This window comes from Marinobacter metalliresistant (genome assembly GCF_038098645.1).
Classification (GTDB): domain Bacteria; phylum Pseudomonadota; class Gammaproteobacteria; order Pseudomonadales; family Oleiphilaceae; genus Marinobacter; species Marinobacter metalliresistant.
The window spans coordinates 2763197-2779374 of the sequence record NZ_CP101118.1; the positions used below are offsets into that span (position 1 = coordinate 2763197).

The following is a 16178-nucleotide window of genomic DNA, read 5'->3' on the forward strand; positions in this document are numbered from 1 at the left end:
ATGGCAACACAGGATTTTCTGGTCGAACTGGGCACCGAAGAGCTGCCCCCCAAGGCCCTCAAGCCACTGTCTGACGCCTTCACCCAGGGCATTGCCCGGGGTCTGGATGAGGCCGGCATCGAATTCGGCAAGATTGAGGCCTTCGCGGCACCGCGCCGTCTGGCGGTCCGTATCCGGAAGCTGGCCGATGCCCAGCCGGACAAGTCTGTTGAGAAACGCGGCCCGGCGGTCAAGGCCGCCTTCGACGACGCCGGCAACCCGACCCGGGCGCTGACCGGCTTCGCAACCTCTCTGGGCGTAACCCCGGACCAGCTCGACACCCTGGAGACCGACAAGGGTGCCTGGGTGGTTTACCGAACCGTGGAACAGGGCAAGCCCACCGTGGAACTGATGCCGGAACTGGTGGAGCAGTCCCTGGCGGGCCTGCCCATTCCCAAGCGCATGCGCTGGGGTGCCCACCGGACCGAGTTTGTGCGCCCGGTACATTGGGTCATCATGCTGTTCGGCAACAAGGTGATTGATACGCCCATCATGGGCCTGACTCCGGGCAACAAGACCCGTGGCCACCGCTTCCATTGCCCGAAATCCCTGATTGTACCCACACCCGGCGATTACGAAGTGGTGCTCAGACAGGAAGGCTATGTGATTGCCGATTTCGCCGGGCGCCGGGAACAGATCCGCGCCGGCGTGACCGAACTGGCCGAGAAGGAAGCCGGCGGCAAGGCGGTAATTGATGAAGACCTGCTGGACGAAGTAACCGCCCTGAACGAGTGGCCGGTGCCCCTGATGGGCCGCTTCGAGGAGCGGTTCCTGGAGGTTCCCGCGGAAGCCCTGATTTCCTCCATGAAGGAGCACCAGAAGTACTTCCACGTGGTGGCTGCCGATGGCGAAATGCTGCCCCTGTTCATCACCGTCGCCAACATTCAGAGCAAGGATCCGGCGCAGGTGATTTCCGGTAACGAGAAGGTGATCCGGCCCCGCCTGTCCGACGCCGCCTTCTTTTACGAAACCGACCGGAAAACCAGGCTCGAGGACCGCGTTGACGCCCTCAAGCCTATCGTGTTCCAGGAAAAGCTCGGCAGCATCTACGACAAGTCCGTCCGCGTCGCGGCCCTGGCCCGGAAAATTGCCGGTGCCATCGGCAGTGACCCGGCCCTGGCCGAGCGTGCCGCCATGCTGGCGAAGACCGATCTGGTCACCGAGATGGTGCTGGAGTTCACCGACCTTCAGGGCATCATGGGCCAGTACTACGCCGCCAACGATGGTGAGCCGGAAGACGTGGCCAAGGCGCTGAACGAGCAGTACATGCCCCGTTTCGCCGGTGACAGTCTGCCCACCACCCTGACCGGCTGCGCCATTGCCATCGCCGACCGCCTGGATTCCCTGGTCGGCCTGTTCGGCATCCACCAGCCGCCATCCGGTACCCGGGACCCGTTCGCCCTGCGCCGTGCTTCCCTCGGGGTACTGCGTATCATCATCGAACGTGAGCTACCGCTGGATCTGCAGACCTGCTGCGAGTGGGCGCAAGAGAACTTCACGGTGCTGACCGAGCAAAATACCGCCAGCACCGTGGTGGACTACATGCTGGAGCGCTTCCGGGCCCATTACGACGAGCAGGGCATCGGCGCCGAGGTTTACCTGGCCGTTCACGCCCGGCGCCCGACCCGCCCGCTGGACTTCGACCGCCGGGTGAAGGCCGTCGAAGCCTTCCGCCAGCTGCCGGAAGCCCAGGCCCTGGCGGGCGCCAACAAGCGGGTGTCCAACATCCTGACCAAGCAGGGCGGTGACAGCATCGGTGAAACCGTCGACGCCAGCCTGTTGCAGGACAGTGCCGAGAAAGCCCTGGCCGAACAGGTCGACCAACAGGCCGCGAAGGTCCTGCCTCTGTTCGAGAACGGCGACTACGCCAGCGCCCTGAGCTCCCTGGCCAGCCTGCGGGAGCCGGTGGACAACTTCTTCGATGAAGTGATGGTGATGGCCGACGACGAAGCCATCCGGAACAATCGCCTGGCACTGCTGAACCGGCTGCGCAACCTGTTCCTGCGCGTTGCGGATATTTCGTTGTTGCCCGCCGCCGGCTAATTCGCTGACCTACTGCGTGGCGCTGATGCTGATTATCCTGGACCGGGACGGGGTCATCAACGAGTACGATGGCAACTACATCTGCTCAGCGGATGAATGGCACCCGATTCCCGGCAGCGTAGAAGCGATGGCCCGGCTCTGTAATGCCGGCCACCGCATCGCCATCGCCACCAACCAGTCCGGTATCGCCCGCGGTTACTACGGCATCGACGAACTGGATGCCATGCATGAAAAGCTGGAGCACCTGGTGGAAGCCCAGGGCGGCTGCATCGATTTCATCGCCTACTGCCCCCATCACCCCAACGACCGGTGTCACTGCCGAAAACCGCGAACCGGCTTACTCGAACAGATCCGCCAGCATTTTCACCTGACGAGCCTCGAGGGCGCCATCATGGTCGGCGACAGCCGCAAGGATCTGGAGGCAGGCTACGCCGCAGGTTGCCAACCGGTGCTGGTGAGAACCGGCAATGGACTGGACACTGAACGCCACCTGGACGCCAGGCCGATACCCGGCGCCCATGTCAGCATCTACGACAATCTCAGCAAATTCACGGATGCGCTTTTATCCGCCGAGGGCTGGTAAAACCAAAGCGAATCCGTATAATACCGGCCGTTGATCGGCGTGTGGCGCAGCTTGGTAGCGCACTTCGTTCGGGACGAAGGGGTCGCAGGTTCGAATCCTGCCACGCCGACCACTTTCCCGCTCTCCACTGACATCTTTCCCCAGACTTGCCTATCCATTCGCAGCCAGTCGTGGTTATTCTGCTGCAGGCTTGCTCCGCAAGGATCAAATCAGGCGGTCTGCACTCTGCGAGAATCGGCCAGCAATGTGCGAATGGTGCCTGGCGATCATTGACCGTGATGAGAATTCAACATTGCCTCGCGGTATAGCCCGCAGGATTTCACGCTGATCTATGGGAATGCGACGAGGCTCACATCAAACTGGGCTACCCAGCAGCAAATGATTCTGATCGAATACTCATGTGCCCGTGGCGGGGCTTTAAATTCCAGATTATTGAGCGCAAACACGTAGGATCTAGCCCAATGGCGGTCTATGCCATTCGGGTTAACTGACGGAGAAACGCTACCCTCCACTTGCCTCAGTTCAGTGACCGATATGGCACAAATCGCCAGCAAAACCAGCCTGCCCAGACCACTCACCCCAAGCGCTTTACTTTGCTTCTTTTGTAAAGGGATGTTATTCTTTACGTATAGTCAATAGTAAAGAGGCCCGTATGCCAGTTGTCAGCCAAAAAAGACAAGTTACTCTTCCCGTCGAACAATGCTCAATTGCAGGAATTCAGCCCGGCGATGAGTACGAGAGCTTTGTCAGTCGAAAGGGTGTAATTTCCATAGTTATTAAGCACAAAGGGGCCGCCAAGGGCCTGCTTAAAGGGATTCCGGTCAATGACCAGGTGAACGAGGAAGAATCCCTTGCGAGTGCCATGCGCTGATGATTGCCGTTGATACAAATGTGGTACTCCGCTACCTGCTGCAAGATGATGTGAAGCAGTCGTCAAAAGCAAGTAAGCAGTTCATGGGGCATGAGAAAATCCTGATCACCGATGTGGTCTTGGTTGAAACTATCTGGACGCTTCGGGGTAAGCGTTATGCGCTCTCCAAAGAGGCGCTGATAGAGGTAATACACAGCCTAATCGAAGAACCGAATGTCGTGTGGGAAGATGGCCATGCAGTCTGGTGCGCCCTAGATGATTTTGTTAACGCCAAGCCGATAAAGGTCAGTGGAAAGACCAAGCAAGCCGACTTTGCCGATGCATTGATTGTGAACAAATCCCAGCGATACGGGATCAATAAAACTTTGTCGGTTTTTCCTTTGTATACCTTTGACAAAGCGGCTCTGGAAATTAATGGGACTAAAGAGCCCAAGTAAGCATGAAACCGAATAAGGAATCAAATATATGGCTGCGAAAGCGATGTGGAAAGGTCACGATGGCTTCAAGGCATTTGTCTGGGCTTCGGCTCTGAGTTACAACTGGTTCGGCTGGCACGACTCGGGCCGGATTAGCCTCCAGGCCTGGTTCGGAAAGCTGACAAAAGCATGCATGGACAAGCCATGCAAGGAACGCCCATGGCGGCATCGAGTTCGACGAACAGACCTGCTGGAGCACCTGGACGCAAAGGTACTGCTGGATCTGGACCGCATTGCCTTTATCGGCAAGAACATGAGTTCGCCCATGCTGGCGGTGTGCAAACCGTTCAACGGTGAGCCGAACCATCCGGGCAACGGCAATATGCTGGCCCTTCAGCCGGGCTCAAAACAGGCAGTGGATGCCCATTACCACAAGGCCATCGAGCTGGGTGCTACCTGCGACGGCGAACCCGGCCAGAGAATTCCCAACCAGTTTTACGGCGCCTACGTGAAAGACCCGGACGGCAACAAGCTGGCGTTTTTCCACTTCGGTTAATGATGAATGGCCTTACCTAAAGGGAGGGCCACTTTTATTGTCTTTCATTCTGCATTCAGGTTAACGCGGCCGGTCTGGAATTTTCCTGCCCCGATATTTATATTGTTATTGCTGCAGCCAGAGTGCCTGATGTGTGTTAGCTTCGTGTCGTGATTAAAGGGATCGCTCATTCCCCGCCAATGGTCACCCGCATAAGGGGAATGTGCCCATCAACGATAGGTCCACCAGGGAGGTGACTATGTCTGACGCACCAATCTTCCCCGGGCAAAATCATTTACTGGCCGCCTTGCCGAAAAGTGCCAGAGAGCGGATATTTCCAAAGCTCAAACTGGTTGAGCTGAATCTGGGCGACGTGATTTACGAATCCGGCCAGCCCATCGAATTCGTCTATTTCCCGACCAATTGCATCATTTCGCTGCTTTACGTCATGATCAACGGCTCATCCGCTGAGATCTCGGTGGTTGGCAATGAGGGTATGGCCGGTATCGCCGTATTCATGGGCGGCGACAGCACCCCCAGCCGAACGGTTGTGCAAAGCCGGGGGTTCGCTTACCGGCTGCCCGCCCCGGAACTCAAGGCTGAGTTCAATAATAGCCCCGAGGTAAGGGTGCTGGCCCTGAGGTACACCCAGGCGCTGATCACCCAGATGTCCCAGACTGCCGTGTGTAATCGCCATCACTCGATCGATCAGCAACTGTGCGCTGGCTGCTGTTGTCCCTTGATCGCCTCCCGGACAACCGGCTGGCCATGACCCAGGAACTCATTGCCAACATGCTGGGGGTTCGCCGCGAGGGTGTCACGGAGGCTGCGGGCAAGCTGCAGAAACTGGGAGTTATCGAGTACCACCGCGGGCACATTACCGTGATTGACCGGCCAGGACTCGAAGCGCTCTGCTGTGAATGCTACGTTGTGGTCAAGCGGGAAACCGACCGCCTGACCTACGCCAACACCCTATCTTAGAGCAGCCGCTGCAGACTCGTCGGAACGGGTATCAGGCTCCCGGCGACGGGGCGCCGATTCAATGTCTTTAGCCGATACATGGCTCTATCCGCGAGTTTCAGGAGTTCGTCGGCAGTCTCTCCGTTGTCCGGGTATACACTGACCCCGATACTGAGCTGAAGCGACACCTCATGGCCACCAATAACCATAGGCTCGGCGGCGGCTTCGCGTATTTTATCGGCAACGGCGTAGGCGTGATCCGGCTGGGCGATTTCGGCCAGCAACACCACAAACTCATCCCCTCCATACCGGCAAACCGTATCCGCCGCTCTGACGCAGCTCTTCAGTTTGCCAGCCAGTACCTCCAGAATCATGTCACCACTGTTGTGGCCAAGAACGTCGTTGACGCTCTTGAAGTTATCAAGGTCAATGAACAGGAGGCCCATCTGGACGCCATGCCGCCGTGCCAGTGCCCGAGATTGGTCGAAGCGCTCGTAAAAGGCGTTGCGGTTGTGCAACCCCGTCAGCTCATCATGTTGGGCAAGGTATGCCATACGGGCGGTGGTTTCCCGGGAAAAGCGGGCGTCGTGGAATACGATGACCGCGCCAACAACCACCCCATGGCGGTTGTGGATGGGCGCTGCAGAGTCTTCAATGGCCAACTCCACGCCGTTTCTGGCCACCAGCAGGGCATTCGCCTCCAGGGCAACAATACTGTCCGACAGTATCGCCCGCCGTGCCGGATCGGAAGTAGGCTTGTGCGTGTTTGCATCCACCACATGAAAAATCTCACTCAGGGGTCGTCCAATAGCCTCATGGCGACCGAAGCCGGTGAGCGTTTCCGCTACGACGTTCATATAGGACACACGGCCGTCGATATCGGTGCTCAAAACCGCATCCCCAATCGAGTCGAGCGTCACCTGTGCCCGTTCCTTTTCATCAAACAGCTGCTCCTCGGCCTGTCTCCGGGCTCTCTCATGGGCTTTGTAGGTGCTGATGTCCTCGACCGTGTGTACGTAACCATGCCCGGGCATGCCATCCGTCAGCAAGGCCGCGTTACGACGGGTCCAGATGACCTGGCCGTTAGCACACTTCAATCGGGCTTCGCACAGGAAGGCCTCATGCCCCAGCACTGCTTTATCCCAGTGCCGGAGCGTCTTGTCGAGATCCTGTGGGTGGATAACCGAACTCCAGTGCGATCCGATCAGCTCGTCGCCGGTCCAGCCACAGAGTTTCTGGTAGGCGGTATTGCTGTAGAGGCATTTGCCATCCCTATCCGTCACCAGTATGCCCAGGGGCAAAGCATCGCTCAGCGGAATACCCCTGCCCAGGCCCGCGCTGGCTTGGGTATCCGCCGCCAGCGGGAAGAAGTCGCGATAGCGCAACATGCCCTTACTCCCTGTTCTCAATGATGACCTCAACACGGCGATTCTGCTGACGACCTGTTGCAGTGTCGTTGCTGGCGACGGGGCGTTCGAAGCCGAACCCGGACACCGTGAGTCTTCGGCTGTTAATGCCACGATTTACCAGAAACCGTTGGACCGACTCAGCCCGTTGACGTGACAGTGTCTGGTTGAAAGCGGCGCTGCCCACGTTATCGGTATGGCCTTCAATCAACACCTGGCGATCGGGGTACTGATTGAGGAAATTCACCAGTTTCTCCAGGTTCCGGTTCGTACCGCCCTGGATGGCAGCGCTGCCAGTGGCAAACAGAACATCGCCCAGAGTCAGGACCAGCCCCCGTTCGGTCGCTTCGGCCTCAAGAGTGTCGATCTGCCGTTGCAACTCCTCGGCTTCGCGGGCTGACATGGCGGCCGCCTGTGCTTGCGAGCTGCGCGCACTCTCCGCCTCGGCGTGCGCCCGGTCTGCCTCCCGGGTGCGGGCCGAAAGCCTGGCCGCGTCGCGTTGCTCGCCTAACCGTACCCGCTCCGCTTCCATCAGCCGGGTCTCGCCTTTGGCACGGGCAATTTCGACCATCCGGTCTGCCATGTAAATCCTGTGAGCTGCCAGCGCGGCTTCGTCGTTACCCAGTGGCTGCTCGGCCAGTTGGACCGCGGCTTCCGCGTCACGCAATTCCACACGGGCATAGTTCATCATGTCCGGGTTCTGTTGCAGCATCGTCAGCTTCGCGCGCACATCCTCTGAGCCATCGGGGCTCGTCGGCGACATGGCGCAGGCCGTCAGGAGCAACGAGGAAAGCAATACCACGGTAATGGTCTTCACGCCCGGAACCGGTCTCAAAAACGATGGAATATTCATTGCCTGTCTCCCCGACGCTGCATCTCTTCATCCAGAGCCTCGGCACTGCGCCCCATTTCACGATTAATGGCAGCCGCCTTTGCGGCTTGTGTCCGGGCTATGGCCAATTCAGCAGCGATATGGGCCTGTTTGGCCAGACGATCCGCCTCCGCCATGCGTTCTGCCTCAACCGCTTTAACGGCCGCCGCCAGGTGCCGGTTCGCCTCTTCCAGTTCGGCCCCGGCGTACTGCCGGGCTTCGGCCTGCTCAGCACTGGCAATGGCATCCCGGGCCGCGTTCAGAGACTCCGTTGGTGGCAGTAGCGCAGACGCGCAGGCAGCCAGAGTCAATGCGGCGAACATCAGGGCGGTGAAAAGACCGATGCGTCTCAAAGCGCACCGGATTATGTCGGTATTCATAACATGGCTCCTTATGCCACGGAGTCGCCCGAACCTCAGCAGTCCTAACACACTCCTGACAACCACATTAGGCCCTCAGCCGGCAGACCTTCCGTTCGCTAACGCACAAAGAAGGTCCCCCCTGTTAAAAAACACCTGACGCGCGCTATTAGCCTGTCTCGGGGTGGCGTAGTATTGAATGGCACAGCTCAGACGCCGATTTTGCGAGGCGCATTTTGGAGGGACTCTTTGGAGGGACTATGGCCGACAAGCACGGATACCCGAATGCCGAAAGTCATGAGCGGCTGCGCCGCAGCGCCAGGGAGCTGATTGATCACGGGGTGCCACCACCTCACCGTGGCGGCACTCTCAGCGTGGATGCACTGCAATTGCTTTACCAGCGAGCGAGCACACCCGAATCCGCTGCCGAAGCCCAAAAACTGCTTCATGAGCTTCAGACTTATCAGGTGGAGCTTGATCTGCTGTATGAGCAACTACAGGCCAACGAATATGAAATCACTGAAGAGTTGACACACTACCGATCACTCTTCGAACTGGCTCCCGCGGCCTACCTGGTTGTCGCCACTGACGGTGAAATTATTGAAGGTAATCAGGCGGCAGGTGTGCTTTTCGGGGAATCGGCCATGACATTGACCGGCAAAGCCCTTGCCTCGCTTCTGGCGCCTGGCCAGAAAAACGCCGTAGCGGCACTCCTCGGGAATTCAGGAGAACAGGAGACGAGCATTCGGCCCGCCCGACACGGTTCGGTTGAACTTCCGGATCACCGGAAGCTGGCGATCAACGCCCGGTCTGCCGCCGCCGGGGACAGCATTCTGATGATACTGACCGAAGCCACGACAACCTCCGCCAGTTCCTGATGCGTATCGTTGGTATCGGCGCCTCCGCTGGCGGCCTGGCCTCCCTGGAGGACTTCTTCCGCAATACGCCTTGCGATGCCGACATGGCGTTTCTGGTGGTGCAGCATCTGGATCCGACCCAGAAGGCTCTGTTACCGGAACTCCTGCAACGCTACACTGAAATGCCGGTGTATGAAGCCGAACAGAACATGGCCATTCATGCGGATTCCATTTACGTCATCCCGCCGAACCGGGAACTGCGTGTGCTCAACAACACCGTGAAGCTGGATCGGCCAGCGGAACCCCGCGGATTGCGCCTCCCCATCAACGTACTGTTCTCGTCCCTGGCCAGCGCACAGAACGAGCAGGCCATAGCCGTTGTGCTCTCGGGCATGGGTTCTGATGGCACCCTGGGCCTGCAGGCCATCAAGGCCACAGGGGGGCTGACCGTGGTGCAGGCCCCCGAATCGGCCCAGTTCGATGCCATGCCCAAAAGCGCGATTGCCGCCGGCTGTGGCGATATCGTGGCGCCTGCTGCTGAATTGCCAGCTCGCATACTCGACTACGTCCGGCGCGTTCCCGAAACGGATCATCGCCCTGAGCCTGACCACCAGGCTAAAACCTCACTGCCGCAGCTCGACCGGATTCTCCACTTGTTGCAGGAACAGACCCGGCATGACTTTTCCCTGTATAAGCCGACGACCCTGAATCGCCGTATTGAGCGCCGCATGGCCATCCATGGCATTTCGGATCTGGCTGACTACTCGCGCTTCCTGGCCGACAACACTCAGGAAGTACAGCTGTTGTTCCGGGAATTATTGATCGGTGTTACCCATTTCTTCCGGGATCCAGACACCTGGACCTACCTGATTGAGGCCGGTCTGCCGGAGTTGCTCGCCGGACTCCCGCCGGAATACACGCTACGAGCCTGGGTGGTGGGTTGCTCAACCGGTGAAGAGGCCTATTCCCTGGCCATGGCATTCACGGAAGCGCTGGAACACACCCAGCCGGGGCGGGAGCCCAGTGTGCAGATTTTCGCTTCCGACATCAGCCCCGAAGCCATTACCGTGGCAAGGCGGGGGCAGTACCCGCTCACTATTGAAAACTCTGTCTCTGAGGACCGGTTGGCGCGCTTTTTCACCAAACACGACAGCTATTACCAGATAAAGCCATCCATACGGGACAAGATCCTGTTTGCCCAGCACGACGTCATCCTGGATCCACCGTTCACCAAGCTGGATCTGATTGCCTGCCGCAACCTGTTGATTTATTTTGATCTGAAACTGCAACGCCGGATACTGCCCCTGTTCCACTACAGCCTGCGTCCGAACGCGCTGTTACTGCTGGGCAGTTCAGAAACCGTTGGCCGGCTGAACCATCTGTTCGCGCCGTTGAAGCCAAAACTGCGCCTTTACCGGAGCAAGCCCTACAAATCCGTCCGCCACTCTGAGTTCCTGCTAGAATCCTTTCCTCCCATGTCCACCCTGCCCAAGGAGCAACCCGTGCCGACCAAGCCGGTTCCGCCACAGGACGCCTTCAACAGCCTGCAATCCGCCGCGGATCATGTGTTGCTGCAGGTCTATGCACCAGCCGCCGTCGTGCTGAATTCCGGGGCTGATATCGTGTACATCAGCGGGCGTACCGGCAAGTATCTGGAACCTGCTGCCGGAAAGGCCAACTGGAACATCCACGCCATGGCCCGTGAAGGTTTGCGGGAGCCACTGTATGCCGCGGTGAAACAGGCGGTTTCCCAATCCGAGCCAGTGGAGCTTACCGGGCTGCTGATCCAGACCGGCTCCGGTATCCAGTTGGTTGATGTGACCGTCCAGGCCCTCCGTGAGCCCGATGCCCTGAAAGGCATGACCATGGTGGTGTTCCGCGATGCGCCTGCCAGGGTTGGCGCCCGGCGGCGCAAATCCGCGCAACCCGGCGATGCGGACAACGGCGCGCAGATCCAGCAATATCGGCAGGAAATCGAACACCTGAAAGAGCAGGCACGACTGTCACGGGAGGAATTGCAGGCCTCCAATGAGGAACTGCAGTCCACCAACGAAGAGTTGCAGTCCGCCAATGAGGAACTGACAACCTCCAAGGAAGAAATGCAGTCGATGAACGAAGAGTTGCAGACCATCAACACCGAGCTGCAAACCAAACTGGATGATCTCGCCCTCGCCCAGAGCGATATGCAGAATGTGCTCAACAGCATCGAAATTGCGGTTCTGTTTCTCGATCAGGATCTGAATGTGCGGCGCTATACCGAGCGGGCCTCAACCATCATCAGCCTGCGGGAAAGCGACATCGGTCGCCCACTCAGCGACCTGGCCACCAGCCTCCGTTACCCCGGACTGCAGGAAGATACCCGGAAGACCCTGGACAGCCTGGTAGCCACCGAAAAACAGATAACCACCAGCGATGACCGCTGGTTTTCGGTCAGGATCATACCTTACCGGAGGCTGGATAATATGATTGATGGAGTGGTCATCACCCTGGTGGATATTACCGAGACCAAGAACCTGGAATCGTCATTACGGCAGAAGCCGAAGCTCTGACGCGGGACCAAACGGAGGCTTTCCACAGCATCCTTGATTAACCCGCGAGAGGCTATTTCAGTTCCATACCGTTCGTGACCGATTTCACACCCTTGACACCACGGGCCACTCTGACAGCGGTATCAATGTCCTCCCGCGAGCTAACAAAACCTGACAGCTGAACGACACCTTTGTATGTCTCAACATTGATTTCGGCGCTCTTCAGTGTTGATTCGTTAAAAATCGCCGCCTTGACCTTAGTAGTGATCACCGTATCGTCGATGTACTCACCAGTACCCGAACTGGATTCCGTAGAGGCGCATCCGACAAACAGGGCCAAAAGCATCGCCATCGCCAGCATCGGGACCGATCGCATTATCCGTTCCATATCGTGTTCTCCTCTGACCACCAACACCAGACACCGTAGGTCCACTGGGAACCAAGCCCCGGCGGTTGGCTAACCGGGCAACTTCAAGATTAACGCTGCTCCCGCAACCGGTCTGTTCGATTGCCAACAGAGGTCACTTTTCAGCATGATTTTTCGGGAACCACCAAGGTGGCAAAAGCCGATTGATCGACGGCTGTAGGAACCGGTCATCAATCAGCCAGATCACGCCCCGGTCCTCCGGCGTGCGAATCACCCGACCGGCGGCCTGGGCCACTTTCTGAAGGCCCGGAATCAGATAGGTGTAGTCGTAACCGGTGCCAAAGCGCTGCTCAAGGCGGACCTTCAGGGTTTCATGCCAGACATCGAAGGGCGGCAGACCGAGGGTGGCCACGAAGGCACCGATCAGCTGATCCCCGGGCAGATCAATCCCTTCACTGAACACCCCACCCAGGACGGCAAACGCCACACTGCCTTCCGGCTCTTTAAAACCCGCCAGGAACGCGGCTCGCTGCTGAGGCGACATGCCCGGCTGCTGGCTCCGCTGGGGAACATCCGGCGCTTGTTCAGCCAGGGCTTCGCAGACCTGCTTCGCGTATTTGAAGCTGCTGAAAAACGCCAGATAGTGCCCCGGTCTCTCCCGGAACTGGCGGGCGATCAGTTCGGCAACCGGCTTCAACGACGTGTCCCGGTGAACCTGGCGAGTGCTGATGCCCGGCGTGAAATGCACCTGCAACTGATCGGCGCTGAACGGGCTGGGCAGGGAGGTAAACCGCGAGTCCTCGGGAAGTCCCAGCAGATCCCGGTAGTAGACACCGGGGCTCAGGGTGGCGGAAAACAGCAGCACCGAGTGCGCCGCCTCAAACCGGTCCCGCAAAAAGTCCGCCGGTATCAGATTCTGGATGGTCAGGCTGGCCCGGCCCCGGCCGGCGCGCTGAAATTCACACAGGGAGTGGTCGCCGAAGCGGTCCGCCAGTTTCATAAAGGCCACGCTTTCGAACAGCAGTTCCTGCAAGGCCAGGTCCGGGGGGTTATCGGCCAGGTAATCAGTCAGGCTGGAGACCAGGCCCTGCAGGGCACCAAGTAACTGGGCCGGCAGTGTTTCCAGGAACTGCGGGCTTTCAGGGGCAGCCTGATGATCCCGGATCAGGCTCTGCCAGGCCCGGGCCGTGCGGTCAATCGCCGACTTCAACGGCTTCGGTGCCACCTTTTTTAGTGTCAGCAATCGTTGCTGCTCCAGCCGCACGGAATACATGCCCCGGCCCCGGTCCACCAGGTTATGGGCTTCATCCACCAGCACACTGGCCTTCCAGTTGTTCTGCCTGATCAGGCCATGGAGCAGGGCGGACTGATCGAACAGCCGGTTCACGTCGCCGATGACCACATCACTCCAGCGGGCCATTTCCTGGGCCAGAAAATAGGGGCAGATGTCGTGACCGGCCGCGATCTTCGCCAGGGTGTTCTGATCCAGCGTACCTTCGATCTGAGCCGCTTCGGCCCGGGCATCGGGCAGCCGGTCGAAAAAGCCTTTCGCCAGGGGGCAGGAGTCGCCATGGCAGGCCTTGTCCGGGTGCTCGCAGGCGTCGTCTTTCGACACCAGTTCCAGGGTTCTCAGGGGCCATTCCGGAGCGGCCTGAGCCGAACGCAGGCGCGCCACCGCATCCATGGCCAACTGGCGGGCGGTGTTGCGGCAGGTGAGGTAGAGCAGCCGGTCCTGCTGCGCCGGCGGCATGGCCATTAACGCCGGGAACAGGGTGCCCAAGGTTTTGCCGAGGCCGGTCGGGGCCTCAAGCAGCAGGGTGCCGGACTTCACCGCGTTCTTGTACACGGTCTCCGCCAACTGGCGCTGTCTGGGGCGGAACGCCGGGAAGGGAAACGTCAGATTGGACAGCAGGGCATCCCGCTGCACCCGGTGGTGTTCTTCCTGCCCGGCCCAGGCCTTGTATTGGCGGCACAGGGTTTCCAGTTCCTGCCAGAGCGCCTCTGCACTGGCGGTTTCCACCACCGGCGTTTCCTTGTCCTTGCCGGTGTCATAGTAGATCAGGGCAAGCTCCAGGTTTTTCCAGCTCTCCTGCCGGCACAGCAGGGCACCGTAGGCCCTCAATTGGGCCCGGTGGAGCGCCCGCTGATGATCACGAATGCGGGACAGGTCGCCCCGGTGGGTCTTGATCTCTTCCAGCCGCCCACGGTGCGGGTTATAAACATCCGCACGCCCGGAAAGCTCTAGTCCCAGGCACTCTCCAGTCAGTAAATACTCACTTTTATAACCATAGCCACGCCGGGACTGGATCGCCTGGTGACCGGCAATACCCTCCTCGGCACTGGGTGCCGGCGTATAGCGGAAATCCAGATCACCCCGGCGGGCAGCAAACTCGCAGAGGGTGCGGATGGCAACCTTCACGGTCATTCCATCACCCTGTTATCCTGCCAGCGCACATAGCACACGCTCGCGGAAATTCCCTCACCCGCGAAAAATTCGAGCCACCGAATCTGGTGATCCTGAAGCCGATCGCCCGGGCCTTTCACTTCGATCATCTCATAGCGCCGACCAGACGCGGTATTGCCGGGGTGAAACCGGATCAGGTCCGGAAAGCCGCTGCGATGCTCCCGGATATTCAGCAACAGGCGCCGGAACAGGCGTTCGAGATCCGCCGGGGGAATGCAACCCAGCGCCAGATTCAGCACTTCGTCGGTAATCACCGGCCAGATCACGAAAGGGTTGGTGGTGCCTTGCCTGGCCCGGTAATTTGCCAGGATACGGTCCCGGTAACTGCCATCTTGCAGGCAGGCGAAACACCGGTCGAACGACGCCTGGCGACGGGCCACGAAATCCTCCCGGGTCAGATCCGCCGGCCCCACGTGAAACGGATGGAAGAAGGCCCCGGGCACGGGCTCAAAGATGGTCTGCCAGCACAACAGCCCGAACAAACCGTTGACCAGGGTGTTCTCCACATAGAACACCGGGGTATCGTCCCGCCACAGGTGTTGTTGCACGGCGACTTCGACCGAACCCAGCGCCGGTTTTGGCAGAGTCAGGGTGAATTCCCGGATTGGCGGCTGCATGGAAGCAGGTGGGGGCGTCTCGTCGAGCCTGCTTGCCAGGCGTTTCAGAATACGGGCCAGGCCCTGGGCCTCGGCATCGCTCAGTTGCTGTGCCTGCCACCTGGAGGCGATGCCCCAGGCTTCCCGATGGCGTTTCATCCGCTCCAGTAGCCGGAGCTGTTTCAGTCGCGCTTCCCGGTGGCCACCGGCACCAAACGCCTGCAAGGCCAGTTCCCGGTCGCCCTGCCGTTCAGCCTGGCGGCCCAGCTCCAGCAACAACCGGTCCCGACGACTGCTCAGCCAGGCGTTGTCCGACGGCGCCGGCACCTCTGGCCAGACCTCACGAGCGGGCACGCCCTCATCCAGCCATTCCCGGCACTGGTGCATGGCCAGATACAGGTCCACCTCCGAACGAAGCTGAAAAGCCCGGGAATCCGGGGTGAAGGTCACCGGTTCATAGCGCTGATGGCCCAGCTCCACCAGAACGAAATCGGACCAGCTTTGGCGGAGATTGCCGAAGAACATCAATCGGACCCGGTCAAACAGCGCCATGTGGTTAATGCAGACAACAGGATTTACCGCTGTCCCCAGCCAGTCCGCCAGCGGGCGTGCATCGGGAAAGGATTGCCGCAAAGCCTCCAGCATGTGCCCCTTCGGCAGTATTTTCGGCCATCCCGCTTCCTGCAGCACCGCTGCAAACACCGGGCGTAACTCACCCAGCGTGTAGAGGCGAAACAGTTGATCGATGGTGAGCACGGGGCCGGTATCCACCCAGTTGCCAGTAACCAGTTCTTCCAGGGCCACGGATTCCGGTACGCCGAGCTCCGGGTAACGCAGTTTATCGGCACGAAACAGCTCGCCCGTACGCATGACCATCCGGGTCAGCAGTGCCCGGGCAGGCACTGAAAGCTCCCGGAATGCGCTCAGTCGATCCCGCTCCTCCCTGATCAGCAAATCAGCATGATGGCTCAGCACCCAGCCGATCACGGTTTCCATGTTTTCAAGGTAATACAGCGGATTGTCGAGATCCGCCGTGCCCGGTCTGTTATCCATCGGTCTCCGTGCTGCCATAGCCTGTCTTGAAGAGGGCCAGCCCGTCATCGTCACCTGTCGCACCTACCGGCCGGCGGTCGACGCCCTGCACAAAGCCGGTGCCGGTTACACCCATGCGGATTTTGCCACGAATGTAAGGTATCGATGCCTTTGTTGAAACCCTCAAGACGAAAACCGGCCGCCTCAGGGCCATCATTCACAATGCCCCGGGCTGGCTGCCCCGGGAGTGC

14 protein-coding genes, 1 tRNA gene and 1 pseudogene are annotated in these 16178 nt (G+C 59.5%); 9 read left to right on the forward strand and 7 right to left on the reverse strand.

Annotation, left to right across the window (positions count from 1 at the left end; genetic code table 11):
• The 7 genes and pseudogenes from glyS (at position 1) to NLK58_RS13025 (ending at position 5468) form a co-directional block, all read left to right on the forward strand.
• The gene (gene glyS, locus NLK58_RS12995; protein ID WP_341580931.1) at positions 1 to 2082 is read left to right on the forward strand and encodes a glycine--tRNA ligase subunit beta; all 2082 of its coding nucleotides are present in this window, start codon (positions 1 to 3) and stop codon (positions 2080 to 2082) included.
• A gap of 25 nt (positions 2083 to 2107) precedes the next feature.
• Positions 2108 to 2665: a D-glycero-beta-D-manno-heptose 1,7-bisphosphate 7-phosphatase gene (gene gmhB, locus NLK58_RS13000; RefSeq protein WP_117618919.1), complete on the forward strand. Its 558-nt coding sequence runs from the start codon at positions 2108 to 2110 to the stop codon at positions 2663 to 2665.
• A gap of 35 nt (positions 2666 to 2700) precedes the next feature.
• Positions 2701 to 2777 (forward strand) — tRNA-Pro (locus tag NLK58_RS13005).
• Positions 2778 to 3317: 540 nt separating this feature from the next.
• Entirely contained in the window at positions 3318 to 3536 is a 219-nt protein-coding gene (locus NLK58_RS13010) for an AbrB family transcriptional regulator (RefSeq protein WP_117618920.1), read from the forward strand.
• Positions 3536 to 3973 carry a PIN domain-containing protein gene (locus tag NLK58_RS13015; RefSeq protein WP_117618921.1) on the forward strand — a complete coding sequence of 146 codons (438 nt, stop codon included), beginning with the start codon at positions 3536 to 3538 and terminating at the stop codon, positions 3971 to 3973. Before NLK58_RS13010 ends, NLK58_RS13015 begins: the two co-directional genes overlap by 1 nt.
• Positions 3974 to 4145: 172 nt before the next feature.
• Positions 4146 to 4508, forward strand: a complete 363-nt coding sequence (locus tag NLK58_RS13020) for a VOC family protein (RefSeq protein WP_117618922.1) — start codon at positions 4146 to 4148, stop codon at positions 4506 to 4508.
• A gap of 238 nt (positions 4509 to 4746) precedes the next feature.
• A pseudogene (locus NLK58_RS13025) lies at positions 4747 to 5468 on the forward strand (Crp/Fnr family transcriptional regulator).
• Here the strand turns inward: NLK58_RS13025 and NLK58_RS13030 are convergent.
• From NLK58_RS13030 to NLK58_RS13040, 3 genes are read right to left on the reverse strand one after another with little or no spacing between them, the layout of a single operon-like run.
• Positions 5465 to 6835 carry a diguanylate cyclase domain-containing protein gene (locus tag NLK58_RS13030; RefSeq protein ID WP_341580932.1) on the reverse strand — a complete coding sequence of 457 codons (1371 nt, stop codon included), beginning with the start codon at positions 6833 to 6835 and terminating at the stop codon, positions 5465 to 5467. The pseudogene NLK58_RS13025 and the gene NLK58_RS13030 sit on opposite strands and share 4 nt — an antisense overlap.
• A gap of 4 nt (positions 6836 to 6839) precedes the next feature.
• Positions 6840 to 7706 carry an OmpA family protein gene (locus tag NLK58_RS13035; protein WP_117618925.1) on the reverse strand — a complete coding sequence of 289 codons (867 nt, stop codon included), beginning with the start codon at positions 7704 to 7706 and terminating at the stop codon, positions 6840 to 6842.
• Positions 7703 to 8104 carry a DUF4398 domain-containing protein gene (locus tag NLK58_RS13040; RefSeq protein ID WP_205422196.1) on the reverse strand — a complete coding sequence of 134 codons (402 nt, stop codon included), beginning with the start codon at positions 8102 to 8104 and terminating at the stop codon, positions 7703 to 7705. Before NLK58_RS13040 ends, NLK58_RS13035 begins: the two co-directional genes overlap by 4 nt.
• Before the next feature lie 239 nt (positions 8105 to 8343).
• On the opposite strand from NLK58_RS13040, the gene NLK58_RS13045 reads away from it, so the two are divergent.
• The gene (locus NLK58_RS13045; RefSeq protein ID WP_341580933.1) at positions 8344 to 8961 is read left to right on the forward strand and encodes a PAS domain S-box protein; all 618 of its coding nucleotides are present in this window, start codon (positions 8344 to 8346) and stop codon (positions 8959 to 8961) included.
• On the forward strand, positions 8961 to 11489 hold the full coding sequence (locus tag NLK58_RS13050; RefSeq protein WP_341580934.1) for a chemotaxis protein CheB: 2529 nt from the start codon (positions 8961 to 8963) through the stop codon (positions 11487 to 11489). Before NLK58_RS13045 ends, NLK58_RS13050 begins: the two co-directional genes overlap by 1 nt.
• A gap of 52 nt (positions 11490 to 11541) precedes the next feature.
• On the opposite strand, the gene NLK58_RS13055 is transcribed toward NLK58_RS13050, so the two are convergent.
• The 4 genes from NLK58_RS13055 to NLK58_RS13070 form a co-directional block, all read right to left on the reverse strand.
• Positions 11542 to 11856, reverse strand: a complete 315-nt coding sequence (locus tag NLK58_RS13055; protein WP_117618928.1) for a BON domain-containing protein — start codon at positions 11854 to 11856, stop codon at positions 11542 to 11544.
• A gap of 133 nt (positions 11857 to 11989) precedes the next feature.
• A complete protein-coding gene (locus tag NLK58_RS13060) occupies positions 11990 to 14260 on the reverse strand; it encodes an ATP-dependent DNA helicase (RefSeq protein WP_341580935.1) in 2271 nt (756 codons plus the stop codon).
• Entirely contained in the window at positions 14257 to 15948 is a 1692-nt protein-coding gene (locus NLK58_RS13065) for a VRR-NUC domain-containing protein (RefSeq protein ID WP_341580936.1), read from the reverse strand. The genes NLK58_RS13060 and NLK58_RS13065 overlap by 4 nt, the downstream gene beginning before the upstream one ends.
• Entirely contained in the window at positions 15941 to 16144 is a 204-nt protein-coding gene (locus NLK58_RS13070) for a hypothetical protein (RefSeq protein ID WP_117618930.1), read from the reverse strand. The genes NLK58_RS13065 and NLK58_RS13070 overlap by 8 nt, the downstream gene beginning before the upstream one ends.
• Between the last annotated feature and the right edge of the window lie 34 nt (positions 16145 to 16178).

Bases quoted from the DNA above. Each gene is read 5' to 3' on its own strand.
- NLK58_RS13050 (WP_341580934.1), top strand. From the start codon at position 8,961: ATGCGTATCGTTGGTATCGGCGCCTCCGCTGGCGGCCTGGCCTCCCTG.
- NLK58_RS13045 (WP_341580933.1), top strand. From the start codon at position 8,344: ATGGCCGACAAGCACGGATACCCGAATGCCGAAAGTCATGAGCGGCTG.
- gmhB (WP_117618919.1), top strand. From the start codon at position 2,108: ATGCTGATTATCCTGGACCGGGACGGGGTCATCAACGAGTACGATGGC.
- NLK58_RS13030 (WP_341580932.1), bottom strand. From the start codon at position 6,835: ATGTTGCGCTATCGCGACTTCTTCCCGCTGGCGGCGGATACCCAAGCC.
- NLK58_RS13010 (WP_117618920.1), top strand. From the start codon at position 3,318: ATGCCAGTTGTCAGCCAAAAAAGACAAGTTACTCTTCCCGTCGAACAA.
- NLK58_RS13065 (WP_341580936.1), bottom strand. From the start codon at position 15,948: ATGGATAACAGACCGGGCACGGCGGATCTCGACAATCCGCTGTATTAC.
- NLK58_RS13015 (WP_117618921.1), top strand. From the start codon at position 3,536: ATGATTGCCGTTGATACAAATGTGGTACTCCGCTACCTGCTGCAAGAT.
- NLK58_RS13060 (WP_341580935.1), bottom strand. From the start codon at position 14,260: ATGACCGTGAAGGTTGCCATCCGCACCCTCTGCGAGTTTGCTGCCCGC.
- NLK58_RS13070 (WP_117618930.1), bottom strand. From the start codon at position 16,144: ATGATGGCCCTGAGGCGGCCGGTTTTCGTCTTGAGGGTTTCAACAAAG.
- glyS (WP_341580931.1), top strand. From the start codon at position 1: ATGGCAACACAGGATTTTCTGGTCGAACTGGGCACCGAAGAGCTGCCC.
- NLK58_RS13035 (WP_117618925.1), bottom strand. From the start codon at position 7,706: ATGAATATTCCATCGTTTTTGAGACCGGTTCCGGGCGTGAAGACCATT.
- NLK58_RS13040 (WP_205422196.1), bottom strand. From the start codon at position 8,104: ATGAATACCGACATAATCCGGTGCGCTTTGAGACGCATCGGTCTTTTC.
- NLK58_RS13020 (WP_117618922.1), top strand. From the start codon at position 4,146: ATGGACAAGCCATGCAAGGAACGCCCATGGCGGCATCGAGTTCGACGA.
- NLK58_RS13055 (WP_117618928.1), bottom strand. From the start codon at position 11,856: ATGGAACGGATAATGCGATCGGTCCCGATGCTGGCGATGGCGATGCTT.